A 20027-nucleotide genomic window follows, 5' to 3' on the forward strand; every position below is an offset into this window, starting at 1 on the left:
AGCGTCACTTTCGGGGGCAGCATTTCTGGGCACGCGGATATTTTGTGTCGACGGTCGGTCGGGATGAAGCAACGATCCGTGCGTACATTCAGCACCAAGAGCGCGAGGACAAGCGACTCGACCAGCTTAATCTGTGGGACTGATTTGCCGCCTTTAGGCGGCCCAAGAACCGTGGGGCCGCGTTAGCGACCCCTTGCCGCTTTGAGCGGCTCACGAATTCAAAGCCCCCGGCTCTGCCGGGGGATGGTTACTTAAAGCGCGTCCGCGCGAGTGATGTCAGTCAATCGGAAGTCGCAGCCCTTGAACAGCAGCGGCTCGTCCAAGGATTTGGCGAGGGTGTAGGAAAAGCAATCGCCGAAGTTCAGTACCGCGCGATGTCGCCCCTTGCCAAAACGCGTCGCGTGCGAGCCGTGCTTGGGCGTGGTCGATCGCAAGTGTTTCGATGCCGACGGTTGCGGGGCACGTCGATTGTCGGCCTCGCCGCCATCGGGCTGTCAGTCGCCGCGGTCCGGCGACGGCCGAGCGATCAGTTCCGTAGGGTACGCACCGCGTACCGTTCAGCTGCCTGGCTTTCATTGTCGTTGTCGTTCTTCGATTCGACAACGTCAACGATCGTCGCGGATGCTCCGTTCCAAACCGCCGTGCATTGGTGTGATTCGCGTTCCCTCGCTGGTCGTGATTGGAAGGCATTGACCGGTGATTTGCGGGGAGTTGCCTTACTCGTTAACGTGTTCCATCTTGAGCAGACGCGCCTTCATGCGCCGGATCCCGACCCAGGCGACGAGGACCACGACCGGGGCCGCCAGACCCGTCGCATAGGCGGCCTCAATCGGCACGCCATGACCCTCCAGACCTTTCAGCAGATAGCCGACCAACCCGACTCCGTAGTAACCGATGGCGATCACCGAGAGACCTTCGACGGTCTCCTGCAGGCGCAGTTGCAACTGCGCGCGCCGGTTCATGGACATCAGCAAGCTCCGATTCTGTTCCTGTAGACCGACCTCCACCCGCGCGCGTAGCAGGCTGGTCAGGCGCGCGGCACGCTCGGCCAGATCCTGCTGGCGCTTGGAGGTCGAGTTGCAGGTCGCGATCGCCGGGGCGAGACGGGCATCGAGAAATTCGCTAAAGGTCTGCAAACCCTCGATGCGTTTCTGGCGTAACTGATCGAGCCGTTGCTGGACGACTCCATAGTAGGCGCGGGAGGCCTCGAAGCGCGAGCTGGTGCGCGCCGCGACCGCTTCGATCTCGGCGGCCAGGGTGGTCAACTCGGCCAGCAGTTCCGCGTCGGGGACGCCTTGCCCGACCTCGTCCGGATCGGTCATGCGTGCCGCCACCCCCACCAGCCGACGGTCGGCGCCGCTCAGAATGGCGTTCGCCTCGCGCGCCTCGGGTAAGCCGAGCAGGGACATAGCGCGGTAGGAGTTAATTTCCAGAAAGCGTTTGGCGAGTCGACCGGCCTGGTTGTCCGAGAGCCCCTGGTCGCGCAGCAGGATGCGCGAAAAACCGTCGCTGTGAATCCGCAGATCGGACCAGGCGCGCGCCGCGCCGCCCACCACCTCGGAGCCGATGACGGCATTGCCCGCAAAGAGTTCGCTGAGTTCCTCGCCGCCGCGCTCGGGCATGTCGCGCGATTCGAGCGCGAGCGTAACCGCCGCGACGACCTCGCCCGGCAGTTCGCTCAGCCAGTCCTGGGGGAGTTCATAGAGCACCGGATAGGCGAAGGGATGCCGATAGGCCCCCGGCTTGCTGAAGGTGTAGGTCACAAACTCGGTGTGGCGCTCCCAGCGCATGCGGATGTCGCCCAGTACGGCGAAGTAGTGCTGTTCGACCGTCTCCGGGCGGGGCAGGCCATAGTGATCAAGCAGCTTGAACAGATGCTGGAGATTGCGGCCACTGCCCCGCTCGCCACAAATCGCGGCGAGATGCGAGACCCGCCCCGGGGCGTGCAAGGACTCGTAGGTACGCGCGTGCAGCTCGGCGATGCCCTGATGGCGCAGGGGGTGTTCCTTGAACGGCAGGGCCATGTGGTGGAGACTCCTCGATTCGATGAAACCGGGTCCGGCGCGACGGGTCGGGGCTGGGCTGGGCGATCCTGGCCTTGCGCCAACCGCCGGGATGCGCTTGCGACACGGTAAAGTCACAGATTAACCGGAAACCATGACGCAATGAAGATGGGGTGCCAGCGTCCATTTCGCCAGCGCCGCCAGCGCGAGCGCCAACCGATCGCCGGGAGTGGACTCGGATCGCGTCTCGTGATTAAGTAACCCAAAAGGTCATGTCACCAATCCCACCGTTTGTTCTCCGGGGCCATATCGGCACCGGATGACGTCAAGCAGCGACGCCTTCAGGATGGCCAAACCAATCGACTCGAACAGCGACCACGACATCGAAACCGCCACCCTGCGCAAAACCCTGGAGCAAATGCGCCGGGAAGCCGAGCAGGAAGTCATGCGTCTCAATCTACGCATTGCCGAACGCGTGCATGAGAGCGACAGCTCGATCGCCACCGCCACCGAGCACCTGGCCATGCAGCAGGAGATGACGGTTCTGCAACAGACCCTGGGGGCGAAGGAGCAAGCGCTCGATCACATCACCGAGGAATGTCGGCGGCTTGAGGACGAACTGGAAGACCATAACCTGGCGCTCGACGGTCTGAAACAGGAAATGGAGCGCAAGGAGAGTTCGCTGAAGGACGCCGTGGGCGAGGTGGAACGGTTGAAACGGGAATTGGCGGAACGCCTCAAGATATCGGCCGCCATCGCCCCAGCCCCAACCGCCCCGATTCCGCCACGGGCCGTGCCAACCAGAATCGCGCCTTGGAGACGAGCGGGATACCCGATCCTGTTCGCCGCGCTGGCCCTGTCCGCGGGTCTGTCCCTCTACCTGATCCGGGATCGGATCGACCTCCGGCTGCCGGAGGTTCGGCAATGGTTTCAAACCTCCCCGCCGGTGGTCGTCGAATCGTCGACGTCCGTCGGAGCGGGGACCGAGACCCCACCGGCGACCGTTGACGAGACGCCCGCGCGCCCGACGCCGACGCCGACGCCATCCAGACCGCCGCCCATCCAGCGCGACCGACTGCGAGGCGGCGCGCTTGCCCCGGCACTGGCCGTGCTCGACGGCGGCGTCTTCCAAATGGGTGCGAACAGTCTCTCCGGCGAGGATTTCAGCCCGGCCCACGAGGTCCAGATCCGACCCTTCCTGATCGGTCTCAACGAGGTGACCTACCAAGACTACGACCGTTTCGCGCGGGCGACCGGGCGGCCGCTGCCCGATGATTTCGGCTGGGGACGCGGCAACCGGCCGGTGGTCGGCGTCAGTTGGCTGGATGCGCAAGCCTATGTCGACTGGCTGTCGCGAGAAACCGGCCGGCACTATCGCCTGCCCACCGAAGCGGAATGGGAGTTCGCGGCGCGTGCCGGCGGCACCCGCTCCTTTTGGTGGGGTTCCGGTCTTGAACCGGGCCGGGCCGCCTGCTTTGATTGCGGCAGCCAATGGGACAATCGCTCCACCGCGCCAGTCGGAAGCTTCCCGCCCAATCCGTTCGGTCTTCACGACACCGCCGGAAACGCCATGGAGTGGGTCGCGGACTGCTACCAGCCCAGTTATCAGGGGGCGCCGAGCGAGGGATCGAGTGCGCCCGGAGCAAACTGTAAAGCACGGGTTGCGCGGGGTGGGGCCTTCAACAAGCCTTCGTCATCCATGCGCGTCTATGTCCGGGGACACTTCGCGCCCGAGACCAGGCTCAACATGCTGGGTTTCCGGATCGCACGCGATGTCTGACGCCGCCTTGAATCACGCGTTGACCACCCAGCGCCGCATCATCCTCGGCGTGGGCATCGCCACCCTGGATCTGATCAACGAGGTCGACGCCTATCCGGCCGAGGACGCGGAGATTCGTGCCCTCTCTCACCGCCGGGCGCGGGGCGGCAACGTCACCAACAGCCTGTCCCTGCTGGCGCAATTCGGACATCGCTGCCGCTGGGCCGGCACCCTCGCCGACGATCCTGCCAGTGCCTCGATCCTCGACGACCTCGCCCGCCACGGCATCGACACGAGCCATGCCGTGCGCATCCCGAACGCTGTCACGCCGACTTCCTGTATCGCCCTTAGCCGTGCCACGGGAAGTCGCACCATCGTCCATTACCGCGATCTCCCTGAGCTGGACGCCACCGCCTTCGCGTCCATTCCATTGGACGGCATCGACTGGGTCCACTTCGAGGGCCGAAACCCCACCGAAACCCGCCGCATGATCGCGCGGGTGCTCGCCGAACGACCGGACGCGGGTCTGTCGCTGGAGCTTGAGAAACCGCGACCTGGAATGGCCGACCTACTGCATGGGCCGCGCGTCCTCCTGGCGAGCCGGGCCTATGCGCGGGCGGCGGGATTCACGGATCCTGTCGCCTTTCTGGACGATCTCATGCCACGGACCAGCGCCACGCTCTGTGTCGTCGCCTGGGGCGCCGAGGGAGCCTGCTATCTTGCCCGCGGCGGGATGAGCCAACTCGTCGCCGCCAGCCCGCCGGAACGGATCGTCGACACGCTCGGCGCTGGAGACTGCTTCAACGCCGGCGTCATCGACGGCCTGCTGCGCGGGCTTCCGCCCGGCGACGCAGTCGAGTGCGCTGTCCGGCTCGCCGGTTACAAATGCGGTCGATACGGGTTTGCTGGATTGATCGAGGAGGTTGCGCGGTCCAGCGAGACGTGACCCTAGACCATCGGAGAGAAACCCGAAAAAGATGCTCGTAGGAGTTGTAATCCCGGCCCCTGGCGAGAAGCTCTCAATCGAGATTGTTGCAGCGCATATTCAACTGTTCGGTCCTCACAAGAGCGTCAACGGTGAGGTTAAGTTGGCGCTTATGGGGGTCATCCCCGCGAGTGCGGGAAACACACACTTGGCCGTGCTGCATGTCTTCCGAGTACAGTATCAGACAGTCAGCTTCCGGTGCGGCGGCGACAATCACGCTATCCCAGAAACTGAACTGATGCGCGCTTCTCAATCGGCTGGCGGTGCGGTGACACTCAAGATCCGTACTCACGACCCGACACCGGCGATAAAATCCCTCGGCATGAGCCGCCTCCAGTCTGGATGAGGGGTTAGCGGTACGGAGTACATGGACGCGCGACACCGCGGAGCGGTGACGAGAAATCGTGTCAGGCGGGAGCGCGAACCCGAATCAACCCTGCTCTCGAATCAAGGCCAGCATGTCCTCGTAGCTCAAGCGCCCGCCGTCGCCGGCGCCTTCCAGCAGTCCGTCGGCCAGATCGCGCTTGCTGGCGTGCAGGGCGATGATCTTCTCCTCGATGGTCCCTTTGGTGATGAGCCGGTAGATGGTGACCGGGCGCTCCTGTCCGATGCGGTGGGCGCGGTCGGACGCCTGATCCTCGACCGCCGGGTTCCACCAGGGATCCATGTGGATGACATAGTCGGCGGCGGTGAGGTTGAGCCCGGATCCGCCGGCGCGCAGGCTGATGAGGAAGAGATCGCCCTCCCCCGCCTGAAACGCGGCGACGGCGGTCTTGCGCTTGGCCTCCGGGGTGGAACCGTCGAGATATTGATAACGCACGCCTCGCGCGTCCAAATGGGCGCGAATCAGATGCAGATGGTCGACGAACTGGCTGAACACCAGCGCTTTGTGACGGTTTTCGAGCAGTTCGTCGACGATCTCGCCGAAGGCGTCGAGCTTGGCGCTCGGGATGTCGCTGTCGGGCAGCGCCAGCTTGGGATGGCAGCAGGCGCGGCGCAGTCGCATGATCTCGGCCAACAGTTGCATGCGCTTTTGGCCGGGGTTGGCGTCTCCGAGTTCCAGCCGTTCGATGGCCTGTCGGCGCAGTGCCTCGTAAAGCGCCGCTTCCGCCGCGCTGAACTCCAGTTCCAGGGTGATTTCGGTGCGCGGCGGCAGTTCGCTCAGGACATCGGTCTTGAGCCGGCGCAGGATGAAGGGCTTGAGCAGTTGGCGCAGACGCTGGCGCGCGCCGCTGTCCTGATGCACTTCGATGGGTACGGCAAAACGCTGATTGAAGGAGTCCAGCGAGCCGAGCAGTCCGGGGTTGATGAACCGAAAGAGGTTCCACAACTCGCCCAGATGGTTTTCGATGGGGGTGCCGGTGGTGATCATCCGAAAGCCGGCGTTGAGCTTCATGATCGCCTGCGAGCGTTTGGTCTGGGCGTTCTTGAACGCCTGCGCCTCGTCGGCGACGATGGTCGACCAGTTCACGCCGGCGAGCCGCTCGCCCTCGGTCTGGAGCAGTCCGTAGGTGGAGATGATGAGATCGAAGGGACCGGCGGATTCGAGCATCCGCTCCCGATCGCCCTCGCCGAAGCGTTTCGGTTGCAGAGTCGGGGCGAACCGGCGGGCCTCGCTGACCCAGTTGGAGCAGACCGACATCGGGGCCAGCACCAGGGTTGGACCTTCCGGCGCGCGCGCGAGGATCATCGCCAGGGCCTGCACGGTCTTGCCCAATCCCATGTCGTCGGCCAGACAGGCGCCGGCACCCCAGTGGGCCAGGCGCGCGAGCCAGCGGTAGCCCTCGACCTGATAGTCGCGCAACTCGGCTTGCAGGGTGGACGGGATGGCGGGCTCCAGTTCGCGCACCTCGGCCAGCCGCGCCAGCAGACCCTTCCAGTGTTTGCTGGACTTGACCGCCATGCCTTCCAGACTTTCCTCGATGGCGGCGGCGGCCAGCGGGTGAAAATGCCCGCGATCGGTCAGACCGCGCAGATTGTCCAGGCGTCGGCGCAGCGACTCGCTGAGCACCAGATATTCGCGTTCGTCCAGACGCACGAAACGGCCTTTGGAATCCGCGACCAGTTCCAGGAGCTTGCGCATCCCGAGCAGACTGCCGTCGTCCAGGGTGAGTCCGCCCTCCAGCCCCAGCCAATCGCGCTCCTTGGCGATACTCACGCTCATCCGCGCGAGCGTGGCCTCCCTGGAAAGACCGATCCGCTTGCCCTCGGGCCATTGCAGCACGACGGCGTCGCCCAGCGCGTGCAACTGTTCCAGCGCGGTCAGCGCCTCCTCGGGGTCGTCCAGGCACCAGGTCCAGTCGCCCCCTTCGGCTTCGCTCCCCGAACTGGACGGCGTCGAAGCAGGGGCACGCCCTTCAGCAAGCGTCGGGCAGGCATCGAGTACGGTTTGCGCGTTCCGGCGCTCGCCGACCAGATCGCGCGTGGTCTGCACTGCGCGCCCGTCCAACTCGCCGAACAGGGTCGACAGGCCCTGACCCGGAAGCAGTCGCGGACCCTTTTCACCCAGGGGCTGCATCAGGAGTTCCAGATTCAGACCGGCCTCGGCCGGATTCAGATGCAGATAGGGACGCGGATCGGCGGGGACGGTTTCGGCGATCTGTTCGGTTCCGCCGATCGCCGAATGCACGGTCAGCAGCGGGGCGATGGCGGCGATACCTTCGAGCAGCCGCTCCTTGCCGTCCGGTGGAACCTTGAGCCCCTCGGCCCCCAGGATGGACGCGATTCGGCGATGCGTGGCGTCGAACTGGATCAGCCGGATGCGCGCGGCGGATTCGCTGACCAGAAGCAGATTCGAGCCTTCCGGAGGCACCGGATTGATGCGCACCAGGATGACGCCATCGCCCTTGACCACTTCGAGCGCCGGGCCGCCGCGCACCAGTTCGAGCGGGGTCTCCATGGCGCCGGCGCGAAACACCAGCGGATGGCCAACGGCGGCCAGCAGGGCGGCGTCCGAGTCCAGGCTGAAATGGGTGCGGCCATAGCCGCCGTACCAACCGGTTTCGGTCTCGCGGTGAATGCAGCCGCAGATCCGTCGATCCTGCGGGGTCAGATAGTCGTAGTCATTGGGCGACTCTGCCAGCTTCTGCAACGCGACCGGGCGGCCCTGCGACCAGCCGCCGGCCTTTTTCCGCTTCTGCTCGCGCGGTTCCAGAGTTCCCTGACCGCCATAGAGCGCGAGCTGCCAGCACATCCGGCGATCCGCTCCGGCCTCGCCGCCCGGCGCGGTCTTGCCCTCGCCGCCCGTGGTACCGACCCCCTTCAGCGCCTCCAGGGCGATCTCCCAGGCCGACTTGGGCGTGAGCAGTCCGGCGAGCCTGACCAGTTCCTTCGGCGGCGCCGGCAGGGCGGCGATCTGAAGCGGGCGGCCCTTAAGACGCAATAATTCGACGCCCTCCCAGGCATACCAGTGGATCCCTGCCGTGACGGCATCCTCGCAGTGGGTCGCGAGCGACTTGAGCAATTCCAGACCGGGACGCTCGCCCAGCCAATGACGCATGAGCCCCAGAAACAGGAGATCGAACGGTCGTTTGACTACCGCGCCCTCGCGCAGCCAGCTTGCCTCCTGCGGACGCTGGCGTCCGGCGAGCACGCTGGCCAGTTGGCTGAGCATCTGGAAGACCGGGGCGCTCGGGTCGGCGACCGGCAACCGCAGCACCAGACCGGCTTGCGTCTGGACCCGCTCCAGATCCGCCGGCGTACCCCGACGCAGCAGCGCGAGCAGATGCAGGATACCGGGCAGTCCCGGCACGGCGAGATTGCGCTTGCGGGTCTGACGCCGCAGGGTCGCGAGGTGCAGATCGAAGACTTCCAGCGACTCCTCGTGACGCCCGCGCGCCAGATGCAGCCAGCCGATCAGGGGCAGGGTCTCAGGCGTGATCCGGTTGCCCAGGATGGCTGCGGCCTGATCGAAATGGCCCCTGAACAGGTATTGCTCGGCAAGCGCGCAGGCCGCTTCGGGATGCTCGGCCGCCAACGGCGTCAGGCCGCGCTCCATGAACGCCTGCATCTCCGGTCGCGGGATCAGCGCCAGGCTTGTCTCGGTCATCCACGGCGCGAGCGCCAGGATGCGCAGCCGCGGACTGAGCGTCGCGAACCAATCGGGATCGGGCGACGCGGTACAGATGCGCGTCAGCGACTCGACCTCCCGGTAGCTCACGGGCTGTTCCGGGCCGCGCTTGTCCAATCCGAGCAGGGTCAGGATATCCGCTTCCCGGCCCGCGTAGAGCGCGTTGCGCAGTCGCCGCGTTTGCCGGCGCTCGCTGACCGTCTCCCACTGATAGCGCGACTTGGCGCTCATGACCGTCTCGGCGGCGGCAACGATGCGATCGAAGGTGCCTTCGCGGACCGTTTCGCGGGTGAGCATCTCGGCCAGGTCGGGGGCGCAGAAAAAATTATTCCCCTGTTTGACCAGGATCCGCTGAACGAGCAGACGGGTACGTCGCGCTGTCGAAAAGAGCGTGGAGAGTGGCTGGCCCTTCTGATCGCGCCAGCCAAGCTGGTGCAGGATTGCCTGCAAGCTGGTCTGGTTGACCGCTTCATGGACAACGGAAACGACCTGGAGAATACGGCGCTCGTCGGCGGGGAGTTCCTGCGCGGCTTCGATCACAGTGGCCATAACAACCTTAAACAGTTAAGTTTTTTTCATTGAGGTCAGCAACAAGGTTGGCAGTTGGCAGTTGGCAGTTGGCAGTCAAGATGGTGACTGATCGCCAGGGTAGTTTCCGGGAAAGACCGACCAATCTCCGTTCGCCCTGAGTCCTGATCTTGTCGAAGATACAAGATAATCCCTCCGGCCACTCGACAGGCCCATCCAGAGAACAGCAAAATCGCTGACAACTGACAACTGACAACTGACAACTGACAACTGACAACTGACAACTGACAACTGACAACTGACAACTGACAACTGACAACTGACAACCGAATTCAACCGCGCCGCTGACGGATGAAATGCTCCAGCAGCGCGCGCGTAGACGGATCGTGATCCGCCGTCACCTTGCCGGACTGGATCTCGTCGAGAATGACGCTGGCCAACTGTTTGCCGAGTTCCACGCCCCATTGATCGAACGAATTGACGCCCCAGATCACGCCCTGGGTGAAGATGCGGTGTTCATACATCGCGATCAGCGCGCCCAGGGTACGCGGGGTCAGGCGCTCCATCAGGATGCTATTGGTCGGGCGATTACCAGGGAAGGTGCGATGGCGGGCGAGCAATTGCGCCTGTTCCTCGGGGAGGCCCGCGGCCCGCTGCTCCGCCAGCGCCTCCTCGAAGGTACGCCCGCGCATCAGCGCCTCGGTCTGGGCGAAGAAGTTGGCCATGAACTTGGGATGATGGTCGCCGAGTTCGTTGTGGCTGCGTATGGCCCCAATGAAATCCGCCGGAATCGTCTGGGTGCCCTGGTGGATGAGCTGATAGAAGGCGTGCTGACCGTCGGTGCCCGCCTCGCCCCAGACCACCGGGCCGGTGCTGTAATCGACCGCCACGCCCTCGCGGGTGACGCCCTTGCCGTTGCTCTCCATGTCGCCCTGCTGCAGATAGGCCGGCAGGTAACGTAGCGACTGGTCGTAGGGCAGCACCGCATGGGTGCGGGCGCCGGCGAAGTTGGCGTACCAGACGCCGATCAGTCCCAGCAGCGCGGGCATGTTCTCGGACAGATCCGCGGTGCGGAAATGCTCGTCCATGGCGTGGGCGCCTTCGAGCAACTCGACGAAGCGATCGAAACCGACCGCCAGCGCGATCGGCAGACCGATGGCCGACCACAGCGAATAGCGCCCGCCGACCCAGTCCCAGAAGCCGAACATATTGGCGGTATCGATGCCGAAGGCGGCGACCTTCTCGGCATTGGTCGACACGGCCACGAAATGATTGGCCACCGCCGCCGAATCGCCGAGCGCCGTCAGCAGCCAGTCGCGCGCGCTGGTGGCGTTGGTCATGGTCTCCTGCGTCGTGAAGGTCTTGGAGGCGACGATGAAGAGCGTGGTTTCGGGATCGAGGCGCTGGATGGTTTCGACCAGATGGGTGCCATCGACATTGGAGACGAAATGCACTCGCAGATCCTCGCGCTGATAGGGCGCGAGCGCGGCACAGACCATCTTGGGCCCCAGATTGGAGCCACCGATCCCAATGTTGACCACGTCGGCGATGCGCCGTCCGGTATGCCCGCGCCAGTCGCCGGAGCGCACTCGCTCGACAAACTGATCCATCCTCGCTAGCACCCCATTGACCAGCGGCATCACGTCCTCACCCTCGACCAGAATCGGCCGATTGGAGCGATTGCGCAGCGCGATATGCAGCACCGCCCGCCCTTCGGTGTTATTGATCGGCTCACCGTTGAACATGCGCCGGGTCCAGCCCTTCAGATCCACCGCCTCGGCCAGCGCCAGCAGCAGGGACAGGGTCTCCTGGGTGACGAGATTCTTCGAGTAATCGAGCTGGAGTCCGGCCGCCGACAGACGCATGGACTCGGCGCGTTTGGGCTCGGCGGCAAACAGATCCTGGATCCGTGCGGCTTGCAGCGCGTCCCAATGTTGTTGAAGGTTCTGCCACTGAGGGGTCTGATTCACGAGCGACATGATGATAAATTTCCTCGCACAAAATAAGGGGTCAAGCGTTCGTCTCCCATAAGGACTGGGTCGCAATCTCCCGAACCCGGAACATGGGTTTACCCAATCTCTCTCCGGAAATGAAGACATCGGCTTGCGCGGCAATCGCCACGGCGAGATGAATCGCGTCCATTGCGGCAAGCCCATAATCCTGGGCGAGGAGTTTAGCCGAATCGACCAGTGAGATTGACCAAAGATGGTGCTCGGCAATGATACCGCTCCGCGCCGGGGCGCTTCCGGTCAAGAGTGGCTCAACGCAAACTGACCGCTGAAAGCTCACCCGTCAAGCCCATTGCGCCACTCATGATCGTCCCGATCGAACAGCCGGTTGGCCTCGGGCGGTCCCCAGGATCCGGCCGGGTAGGTCTGAATGAAATCGCGCTCGGTCGCCCAGAGTTTGAGCACCGGATCGACTACTCGCCAGGCCCAATCCACCTCGTCATAGCGCAGAAAATGAGTGTGATCGCCCTCGATCACGTCCAGAATCAACGCCTCGTAGGCGTCGATGTGCTCGGGCGGCAGAGTGCAGCTACTGGCGTCCAAACGCTCGGTCTGGGCAAGCATTTCGAGTCCCGGCTGTTTCACCTGGATTTCCAGGCGCATGCATTCGTTGGGCTGGATATTGAGCAGGATCCAGTTGGGCTTGAGCCGCTCGATGGCGGTGGACTGAAACAACTGCTGCGGCGGTTGCTTGAAACGGATGGCGATCAGCGAATTGGTACGCCCGAGCCGCTTGCCGGTGCGCAGATAGAAGGGCACGTTGCGCCAGCGCCAGTTGTCGATATAGAGCTTGAGCGCGGCATAGGTCTCGGTGGTGCTGTTGTGCGCAACGCCGGGTTCGTCGCGATAGCCGGCCAGCGTATTCGCGCCGGCCCGACCGGACGCGTACTGGGCGCGGAACGCCTGCGCGTGAACCGCCTCGCGCGGAATCGGGCGGATGGAACGCAGCACCTTGACCTTCTCGTCGCGCAGCGCCTCGGCGTCCAGATTCGGCGGCGGCTCCATCGCGACCAGGGTCAGCATCTGCAGCAGATGACTCTGGATCATGTCGCGCAGGGCGCCGACCCCGTCGTAAAAGCCGGCGCGCTCCTCAATCCCCTGCGACTCGGCGTGCGAAATCTGCACATGATCGATGTAATTGCGATTCCAGAGCGGCTCCAAAAGCAGATTCGCGAAGCGGAAAACGAGTATATTCTGTACCGTGCTTTTGCCGAGATAGTGATCGATGCGATAGATCTGGTCCTCGGCGAAATCGCGGTGCAACCCCAGATCCAGGATGCTGGCGCTCTCCAGATCGAAGCCGAACGGCTTCTCCACCACCAGCCGGGACCAGCCCCGCTCCTGGGCGTGCAGACCGTTGGCGGCGAGTTGTTCGACAATGCCCGCGTAATGCCGGGGCGCCACCGCCAAGTAGGACATCAGGTTTGCGGACAGGCCCTCGGCGCCGCGCAGCCGTTCGGCAAGTCGGCGGTAGCCTTCGGGCTGCTCCAGATCGCCCTCGACGAAGTGCGCGCGCGCCAGCAGACGGGCGACGACCCGCGTGTCCTGCTTGCCCGCGAAATGCTCGGCGAGCGTCGCCTGGATATGATCGCGCCAGTCGTCGTCGGACCAGTCGCGCCGGCCAAAACCGAGGATCCGGCTGTCGGGGTGCATCCGTTCCGCCGCCTCGATGTGATAGAGGGCCGGGAGCAGTTTGTGACTCGCCAGATTGCCGGTGGCGCCGAAGATGAGAATGGTGCAGGGATCCAGCATGGGCCTGTTGCCTCGCTCTAGGGTAAATGTGCTAACGTGAAGTCTGTCATCAAGTTGCCAAGCCGTGCGTGGGCGCATCGCGAGCACACCCGCCAGGATTCAGAGACCTCCCATGGAGCAGCCAGTTACATCCCCTTCCTCCCCCGCCGCCAATCAGGACGGTCTGACCATCCTCATGGCCAGCAGCGAGGCGCATCCGCTGATCAAGACCGGCGGACTCGCCGATGTCGCGGCCAGCCTGCCGGCGGCCTTGCGGCAGCTCGGGCATGACGCGCGGCTTATCATGCCTGCCTACCCGCGCGCCGTCAGACAGCTCCGCGACCCGAAACCGCAGTGCGAACTCACGGTTCCCGGCTACCCAGCCGGTATCCGTCTCCTTGAGGGCCGCCACCCCGACCATGATCTTCCAATCTATCTGGTCGACGCGCCAGACTATTTCGGACGGGAGGGCAATCCCTATACCGATCTCAGCGGTCGCGACTGGGGCGACAACGCCGAGCGATTCCTGTTGTTCTGCCGGGTCATCGCGCTGATCGCCCAAGGGCTGCCGGCACTCGGCTGGCGGCCCGAGGTGCTGCACGGCAATGACTGGCAGACCGGCCTGGCCCCAGCCCTCCTGAAAGACCTGCCCGAGCGCCCCGCCACGGTTTTCACCATCCATAATCTGGCCTACCAGGGTCTGTTCGATCGCGCCACCTTCGAGCGTATCGGTCTGCCACCCGCGTTCTGGAGCCTCTCGGGCCTGGAATTCCATCAGCGCCTGTCCTTCATCAAGGGCGGCATCGTCTTTTCCGACCGGGTCAATACCGTCAGCCCCACCTATGCGACTGAAGTTCGTACCCCGCGCTTCGGCTGCGGGCTCGATGGGCTTTTGCGCCAGATCGGCGGCCGCTTCAGCGGCATCCTCAACGGGATCGACTATCAGGCCTGGGATCCGGCGACGGACCCGCTGATCCCGCATCACTACGATCGGGACAGCTTCGGCCTGAAGGCGGAGAACAAACTCGATCTCCAGCGCGAGTTTGGCCTGCCGCGCAACGAAGACGCCTTCGTTCTCGGCTATATCGGACGACTGGTCGAGCAGAAGGGCGTGGATCTGATCCTGGCGATCCTGCCGGAATTGCTGCGCGATCCCCGCGTCCAGTTCATGGTGGTGGCGGCCGGCGAACGTCGGACCGAGCAGGCGCTGCTGGACATCGCCGCCCGCCACCCGCGGCAGGTCGGCGTCTTCATCGGCTATGACGAGGCGCGCGCGCATCGTATCGAGGCCGGTTGCGATGTCTTCCTGATGCCCTCGCGTTTCGAGCCCTGCGGACTCAACCAGATCTACAGTCTGCGCTACGGCACCCCGCCGATCGTCCATCGCACGGGCGGACTCGCGGACACGGTCGTGCACAGCACGCCCGAGACGCTTGCGAACGGAACCGCCACTGGTTTTCTCTTCGACGAACCTCAACCGCAGGCACTACTGCACGCGATCCATCAATCCTTGCGGCTCTATCGGGATGACCCCAATGGCTGGCGCCGGCTGGCGACCACGGGGATGTCGCAGGATCTGAGCTGGGAGGCCAGCGCGCGACAGTATCTCCAGCTTTACGCCGATGCCATTGCGGAGCGCCAAACCCGACTCAGCGCGGCGCTGGGTTGAGGGGAGAGGATTTTATCCAATTCGTTCAGCGAGAATCAGAACCGCTAAGGCGCAAAGAACGCAAAGAACGCAAAGCGAAAAGTTTGTCAGGTTGTTGTTGCTCTCCCGGCGCATTCGAAGCTGACACAACCATTTGAAATTCTTTGCGTTCTTTGCACCCTTTGCGGTTCAAAGACTCTTTTGGGTCAAACGACGCGTCTCCGCGCGATTCAGGCCGCCTGGGCGGGAATGGCGTCGCCGGTACGAATCACCCGATTGTGCTCGTTGAGATAGACCAGGTCGGGCTTGAAGACCTCGGCCTCCGCCTCGGACATGCTGGCATAGGCGCAGATGATGACCCGATCGCCCGGCGCGGCCTTATGTGCGGCGGCGCCATTGACCGAGATGACCCGCGAGCCGGCCTCGGCGCGGATCGCATAGGTCGTGAAGCGCTCGCCATTGGTGACGTTATAGATCTGAATCTGCTCGTATTCGCGGATGCCCGACAGTGCGAGGAGATCCTCATCGATGGCGCAGGAACCCTCGTAATCCACTTCGGCATGCGTCACGCAGGCGCGATGCAACTTGCACTTCAGCAAGGTCAAATGCATGTATTCAATCCTCTCAAAGGCCGCTCGGGCCGGGTCTTCATCATTCGATGAAGACGCTTTCATTAGCAGATAGCCGCTAGTTTACCGCAGCATTTGCTGCAATGCAGCATCACGCTTCGGCGATCCGCGTTACCTTCAGATTATCGATCAACCGTGCCCGACCGAGATAGGCCGCGCCCAGAATCACGACATTCACATCGTCATCGGCCACTGGACCGAGATCATCCGTCCGGCGAACCGTCACATAATCGGGCGTCAGACCCGACTCCCGCAGCGCCGCGACCACCGTTCGCTCGACCTCCTCAACGGCGACACCCTGACGCAGCGACTGCCCTGCCTGCGTCAGCGACCGATACAGCGCGGGCGCTAGCGCGCGCTCATCCGGAGATAGATAGCCATTGCGCGAACTCATCGCCAGTCCGTCCGGCTCGCGCACCGTCGGCACCCCGACGATCTCGACCGGCAGATTCAGATCCTCGACCATGCGCCGGATCACCAGCAGTTGCTGGAAATCCTTCTCGCCGAACAGCGCGACATCCGGCTGCACCATGTTGAAGAGTTTACAGACAACCGTCGCGACCCCGACGAAATGTCCCGGCCGGGTGGCCCCGCAGAGGATCTCCGAGAGTCCGGGCACCTCGACCCGCGTTTGACCGGACTGACCACGCGGATAGACAACGCTGGCCACGGGCGCGAACAGCAGATCGCAGCCGGTCTCTTCCAGCAGGCGCCGGTCCTGTTCCAGGGTGCGCGGATAGGCATCCAGATCCTCGCCGGCGCCAAACTGAAGCGGATTGACGAAGATGCTCGCGATCACCCGGTCGGCCAGTCCCCGCGCCTCCCGCACCAGGGTGAGATGACCTTGATGCAAATTGCCCATGGTCGGAACAAAGGCCAGCCGCTCGCCGGCGGCGCGCCAGCCGGTGGCCCTGGCACGCAAATCCTCAAGTCGCTCGATGCGATCCATTCTCGTCTCTCGATTTTCAATAGGGCGTTTCAGCCGCCGCCGGGAAACTGCCATCGCGGACCGACTCCACATAGGCGGCGATCGCCTCGGCGATCGCGCCGCGCCCATGCATGAAATCGCGGCTGAAACTCGGCGGACGGCCGGGATGCAGACCGAGCATGTCATGCAGCACCAGCACCTGACCGTCGCACCCCGCGCCGGCACCGATGCCGATCACCGGGATTGTCAGAGTCACGCCGATCTCGGCGGCCAGCGCCGCCGGAACGCACTCCAGCACCAGCAGACTGGCGCCCGCATCCTGCATCGCCAAGGCATCGTGTCGAATCGCCTCGGAGGAGGCATGATCGCGTCCTTGGAAACGGTAGCCGCCGATCCGATGCACCGACTGCGGCAACAGCCCAAGATGGGCGCACACCGGCACGCCCTGCTCGGTGAGCCGCCGGACAATCTCCAGCATCGGAGCGCCGCCTTCGAGCTTGACGACCTGAGCCCCACCCTCCTGCATCAGACGCGCGGCACTGTCGAGCGCCCGATCCGGCGTCGCGCAGGACAGGAACGGCAGATCCGCCACCACCAGCGCCCGCTCGCATCCACGAGAGACGCAGGCGGTATGGTAGGCCATCTGCTCGACTGTTACCGGCACCGTGGTGGCATGACCCTGCAGAACCATCCCGAGCGAATCGCCCACCAGCAGCAGATCCACGCCCGCCGCGTCGAGCAGGCGCGCGAAGCTGGCGTCATAACAGGTCAGCGCAACGATCCGCTCGCCCCGCGATTTCATGGCGGCTAGATTGGTAACGGAGATCGACTTAGCAGACATGGGCGGCTCCGGAGGCAGCATGAATGGTGGTAAAGAATAATGATGGCGGCGCGACGGCGCCAGTCTTTCAGCCTTGTTCAGCCGTCGAATGCGACGGGTTGAACCGCGCCCAGCGTTCCTGAAAGACAGTTCTGGATAAGGACGAGGACTGCCGCCCTCATCCTTAGATGATAGGCCCGGCGAATGTTCATACGATTGCGGCAGTCCCAAAGACGTATTGTACAGATCCAGCGAGCCGTCGGAGACGCGCATGCGCGGATCCTTCGCCTCCTCGACAACACTGATCCGACCATCGGTCTTGTGACGTCTTGGCGTTGTATTCCTGCGTGGCCGGGCGCGCAAAGCCGAACGAATAGCTCCTTCACCAAGAGGTCGTACTGCTCGCTTCCTCGCCGACAATCACCCTGCCCTTGCTGTTGAAGAGCGTCGGGTTCCCCGTTTCATCGACGAAGTAGTGGATGCGCGATTCGGCGGTTTGTGAATACAGGGTCATGGAGCGGGCGGCACTCCTGGAAATGCTTGCTGCACGGCATCAACAAATTCAGCGGCCCGTGTGACGGCGTCCAGATCGCCGGCATCGAGCTTGGTATCGAGAAAAACGCCGGGGTGACCACGTAACAAAATGGCAAGGTCGGCATCGCTGTCTGCGCGGAAATCGCCCCTAGCCCGGCTGCCAAAAAGATAGGTGTCGCGAACAGGATAGCGCGCCGACACTTGCGCCAGGAAAAGGCGCCGTGACCGCCTTGTTTTCGCGTCAGCGATTTGGGTTGGCGTCATCATCCGCGCGACAATCCGTTGCAAGCCGGTCGATACGATGACCCGCGCCTTCCGGAATCAACCCGCCATTTCGCTGGATGAGGTAGCCGACTTGCCGCGGCGTCGGCGCGGCCGTCGGCGCTTAGACCCACCCTCGACCATTTTGGCGCGCTCCGGACCGCTCGCATCCTGGAAACGGGTCCACCAGTCGGCCAGCTCGGCATCCGCCTCGCCCGCGGCGGCCCGCACCACCAGAAAATCGTAGGCGGCCCGGAAACGGGGGTGGGCGATCAGCCGATAGGGCCGCTTGCCGTCACGCTGTTCAAGCCGCGGTTGCAGCGCCCAGATCTCGCGCATGGGCAGCGAGAAACGCTTCGGGATCGCCACCAGCGACTGCTGACGCTGGCAGACGGCGCTGGACGCCAGCAGAATCGCCTCGGTCGCGGGCATCCCTTCGGTTTGCAACTGCTCGGACCGCCAGCGCACCGGCTCCCAAAGCAGGATCGCAAACAGAAATGCGGGAGTGACCGGCTTCTCCTCGCGAAGACGCTGATCGGTATTCGACAACCCGCGGCTGACGAAGGTGATCGGAAAATCGTGATCCTCGCGCGCCAGACAGGCCTCGGTGTCCGGGAAGAGCTGACCGAAGAGCCCGTAATGGCGCAGTTTCTCGAACACGTCGAGACCGTAGCCCGAGTGAAACAGCTTGATGAGTTCGTCGAACAGACGGGCGGCGGCGATGTCGGCGAGCAGCGGGCCGAGTTCGAACAGCGGGCGCTCGGTGGCCGGCTCGATGGCGAAGCCGAGTTTGCAGGCGAAGCGCACGGCGCGCAGCATCCGCGCCGGATCTTCCCGATAGCGCTGTTCGGGATCGCCGATCAGACGCAGCTGGCCGGCCTTCAGGTCCGCCAGGCCATTGGCATAATCGTGAAGCGAGAAATCGGCGATATCGTAGTAGAGCGCGTTGATGGTGAAATCCCGTCGCAGCGCATCCTCCGCGATGGTGCCGTAAATGTTGTCGCGCACGATCATGCCGTTTTCGAGTCGGCGATCCAGCGGATCGGCATCGTCGCCGCACCCGCGGAAGGTCGCGACTTCGATGATGTCACGCCCGAAATGGACATGCGCCAAACGGAACCGCCGCCCGATCAGGCGGCAGTTGCGAAACACCTGACGCACCTGTTCGGGAGTGGCGTCGGTGGCGATATCGAAGTCCTTGGGCTCGTGGCCCAGCAGCAGATCGCGCACGCCGCCGCCGACCAGATGGGCCTGAAAATTCTCCTGCCGGAGCCGATAGAGCACCTTGAGCGCGTTCTCGCTGATCTTCGCGCGGGAGAGGCTGTGTTCCGGACGAGGCACGATCAGCGGTCTCGTCACGTTCGTCGTGTTAGGGTCGGATTCCTGCATGACCTTCGTGTAAACGGTTCCTTAAAGCGCCGGGGCGGCAATGCGTGAGAGCGGGAATGGATCCCAGTGTTCCCCAGCGAATCAATATGGCCGGTTGGCCGGTCGAAAATAACCGCCACTTGTGAAACGGCAGCGTCTGCGTATATTATGCGATTCTTCGCTGCACTCGCAGACATAATTACTGCTCCCTTCGTCTAGCGGTTAGGACGCTGGCCTCTCACGTCGGCAACAGGGGTTCGAACCCCCTAGGGAGCGCCAATCAAAACAAAGGCTTACGCGAGAGAGCGAGCTTTCTTGTTTTTCAGTCCGGAACTTTTCCGGAAAAGCGATCTGGAACAGGGCATTTTTTGCCACGAATCCAGCCCCACAAAAAACCCGCCAAGCGGCGGGTGTGGTGTAGAGGACGCTGGCGGGAGTAGTCCGGGAATTCAACCCGGCCTTCCAAGTCCCGAAGACTGGCGCTTCTTGCTCCATCCCCCGCCAGCGGAAGCCCCAAAGCTCGCCGCGGGCTTCTGCCGTGGACCTTGGGCCTTAGCCCAAGTTTAACGCCTCAGATTATTTCTCTTTTAAGATCATCCGCTTACAGCGGAAAAAATCGCTCAGTGGCACTACATTCGTGAAATTTTGTGAAACCGGACGATTCAGACAATCATTTTCTGTATCCCTCCCGGGCTGGGATCGCTGCCCAGCGCCTGGATGATCGCCAGCTGCGCCGGCTCGGCGCGGGTCGCCTT

15 protein-coding genes and 1 tRNA gene are annotated in these 20027 nt (G+C 63.7%); 5 read left to right on the forward strand and 11 right to left on the reverse strand.

Going from position 1 to position 20027, the window contains the following annotated elements; translation table 11 throughout:
• On the forward strand, positions 1-143 hold a 143-nt coding region (locus CCR95_RS23105), incomplete at its 5' end, for a transposase (RefSeq protein ID WP_201093406.1).
• Positions 144-251: 108 nt separating this feature from the next.
• Here the strand turns inward: CCR95_RS23105 and CCR95_RS23110 are convergent.
• Together CCR95_RS23110 and CCR95_RS23115 are read right to left on the reverse strand one after the other, a co-directional pair.
• Complete coding sequence (locus CCR95_RS23110) at positions 252-434, reverse strand: type II toxin-antitoxin system VapC family toxin (protein ID WP_201098862.1); 183 nt, start codon at positions 432-434, stop codon at positions 252-254.
• 282 nt (positions 435-716) lie between these two features.
• Positions 717-2024, reverse strand: a complete 1308-nt coding sequence (locus CCR95_RS23115) for a DUF3422 family protein (RefSeq protein ID WP_201098863.1) — start codon at positions 2022-2024, stop codon at positions 717-719.
• Between the two features lie 325 nt (positions 2025-2349).
• On the opposite strand from CCR95_RS23115, the gene CCR95_RS23120 reads away from it, so the two are divergent.
• Entirely contained in the window at positions 2350-3783 is a 1434-nt protein-coding gene (locus CCR95_RS23120) for an SUMF1/EgtB/PvdO family nonheme iron enzyme (RefSeq protein WP_201098871.1), read from the forward strand.
• A complete protein-coding gene (locus CCR95_RS23125; RefSeq protein ID WP_201098873.1) occupies positions 3776-4708 on the forward strand; it encodes a PfkB family carbohydrate kinase in 933 nt (310 codons plus the stop codon). Before CCR95_RS23120 ends, CCR95_RS23125 begins: the two co-directional genes overlap by 8 nt.
• A gap of 469 nt (positions 4709-5177) precedes the next feature.
• Here the strand turns inward: CCR95_RS23125 and CCR95_RS23130 are convergent, their stop codons facing one another.
• The 3 genes from CCR95_RS23130 to zwf all read right to left on the reverse strand — a co-directional run bounded on the left by CCR95_RS23130 (position 5178) and on the right by zwf (position 13105).
• Positions 5178-9365, reverse strand: coding sequence for a DEAD/DEAH box helicase (locus CCR95_RS23130; RefSeq protein WP_201098875.1), 4188 nt, complete (start codon positions 9363-9365; stop codon positions 5178-5180).
• Between the two features lie 311 nt (positions 9366-9676).
• Positions 9677-11323 carry a glucose-6-phosphate isomerase gene (gene pgi / locus CCR95_RS23135; RefSeq protein WP_201098877.1) on the reverse strand — a complete coding sequence of 549 codons (1647 nt, stop codon included), beginning with the start codon at positions 11321-11323 and terminating at the stop codon, positions 9677-9679.
• Positions 11324-11629: 306 nt separating this feature from the next.
• Positions 11630-13105, reverse strand: a complete 1476-nt coding sequence (gene zwf / locus CCR95_RS23140; RefSeq protein WP_201098878.1) for a glucose-6-phosphate dehydrogenase — start codon at positions 13103-13105, stop codon at positions 11630-11632.
• Between the two features lie 112 nt (positions 13106-13217).
• Between zwf and glgA the strand changes: the two genes are divergently transcribed.
• Entirely contained in the window at positions 13218-14753 is a 1536-nt protein-coding gene (gene glgA / locus CCR95_RS23145) for a glycogen synthase GlgA (protein WP_201098879.1), read from the forward strand.
• A 209-nt stretch (positions 14754-14962) separates the two neighbouring features.
• Here the strand turns inward: glgA and panD are convergent, their stop codons facing one another.
• From panD to pcnB, 6 genes are all read right to left on the reverse strand, one after another.
• Positions 14963-15343, reverse strand: a complete 381-nt coding sequence (panD, locus tag CCR95_RS23150; RefSeq protein WP_201098880.1) for an aspartate 1-decarboxylase — start codon at positions 15341-15343, stop codon at positions 14963-14965.
• Positions 15344-15452: 109 nt separating this feature from the next.
• Complete coding sequence (panC, locus tag CCR95_RS23155) at positions 15453-16310, reverse strand: pantoate--beta-alanine ligase (protein WP_201098881.1); 858 nt, start codon at positions 16308-16310, stop codon at positions 15453-15455.
• Positions 16311-16326: 16 nt separating this feature from the next.
• The gene (gene panB / locus CCR95_RS23160; protein ID WP_201098882.1) at positions 16327-17130 is read right to left on the reverse strand and encodes a 3-methyl-2-oxobutanoate hydroxymethyltransferase; all 804 of its coding nucleotides are present in this window, start codon (positions 17128-17130) and stop codon (positions 16327-16329) included.
• 361 nt (positions 17131-17491) lie between these two features.
• Complete coding sequence (locus tag CCR95_RS25995; RefSeq protein ID WP_276570302.1) at positions 17492-17623, reverse strand: hypothetical protein; 132 nt, start codon at positions 17621-17623, stop codon at positions 17492-17494.
• Positions 17620-17910, reverse strand: a complete 291-nt coding sequence (locus CCR95_RS23165; protein WP_242523448.1) for a nucleotidyltransferase family protein — start codon at positions 17908-17910, stop codon at positions 17620-17622. Before CCR95_RS23165 ends, CCR95_RS25995 begins: the two co-directional genes overlap by 4 nt.
• A 54-nt stretch (positions 17911-17964) precedes the next feature.
• The gene (gene pcnB, locus CCR95_RS23170; protein WP_201098883.1) at positions 17965-19293 is read right to left on the reverse strand and encodes a polynucleotide adenylyltransferase PcnB; all 1329 of its coding nucleotides are present in this window, start codon (positions 19291-19293) and stop codon (positions 17965-17967) included.
• Positions 19294-19476: 183 nt separating this feature from the next.
• Between pcnB and CCR95_RS23175 the strand changes: the two genes are divergently transcribed.
• Positions 19477-19551 (forward strand) — tRNA-Glu (locus CCR95_RS23175).
• Positions 19552-20027: the final 476 nt, after the last annotated feature.

The sequence above is a fragment of the Thiocystis minor genome (assembly GCF_016653465.1).
GTDB lineage: Bacteria > Pseudomonadota > Gammaproteobacteria > Chromatiales > Chromatiaceae > Chromatium > Chromatium minus.

Bases quoted from the DNA above. Each gene is read 5' to 3' on its own strand.
- CCR95_RS23115 (WP_201098863.1), bottom strand. From the start codon at position 2,024: ATGGCCCTGCCGTTCAAGGAACACCCCCTGCGCCATCAGGGCATCGCC.
- CCR95_RS23120 (WP_201098871.1), top strand. From the start codon at position 2,350: ATGGCCAAACCAATCGACTCGAACAGCGACCACGACATCGAAACCGCC.
- CCR95_RS23125 (WP_201098873.1), top strand. From the start codon at position 3,776: ATGTCTGACGCCGCCTTGAATCACGCGTTGACCACCCAGCGCCGCATC.
- CCR95_RS23130 (WP_201098875.1), bottom strand. From the start codon at position 9,365: ATGGCCACTGTGATCGAAGCCGCGCAGGAACTCCCCGCCGACGAGCGC.
- pgi (WP_201098877.1), bottom strand. From the start codon at position 11,323: ATGTCGCTCGTGAATCAGACCCCTCAGTGGCAGAACCTTCAACAACAT.
- zwf (WP_201098878.1), bottom strand. From the start codon at position 13,105: ATGCTGGATCCCTGCACCATTCTCATCTTCGGCGCCACCGGCAATCTG.
- glgA (WP_201098879.1), top strand. From the start codon at position 13,218: ATGGAGCAGCCAGTTACATCCCCTTCCTCCCCCGCCGCCAATCAGGAC.
- panD (WP_201098880.1), bottom strand. From the start codon at position 15,343: ATGCATTTGACCTTGCTGAAGTGCAAGTTGCATCGCGCCTGCGTGACG.
- panC (WP_201098881.1), bottom strand. From the start codon at position 16,310: ATGGATCGCATCGAGCGACTTGAGGATTTGCGTGCCAGGGCCACCGGC.
- panB (WP_201098882.1), bottom strand. From the start codon at position 17,130: ATGTCTGCTAAGTCGATCTCCGTTACCAATCTAGCCGCCATGAAATCG.
- CCR95_RS25995 (WP_276570302.1), bottom strand. From the start codon at position 17,623: ATGACCCTGTATTCACAAACCGCCGAATCGCGCATCCACTACTTCGTC.
- CCR95_RS23165 (WP_242523448.1), bottom strand. From the start codon at position 17,910: ATGATGACGCCAACCCAAATCGCTGACGCGAAAACAAGGCGGTCACGG.
- pcnB (WP_201098883.1), bottom strand. From the start codon at position 19,293: ATGCAGGAATCCGACCCTAACACGACGAACGTGACGAGACCGCTGATC.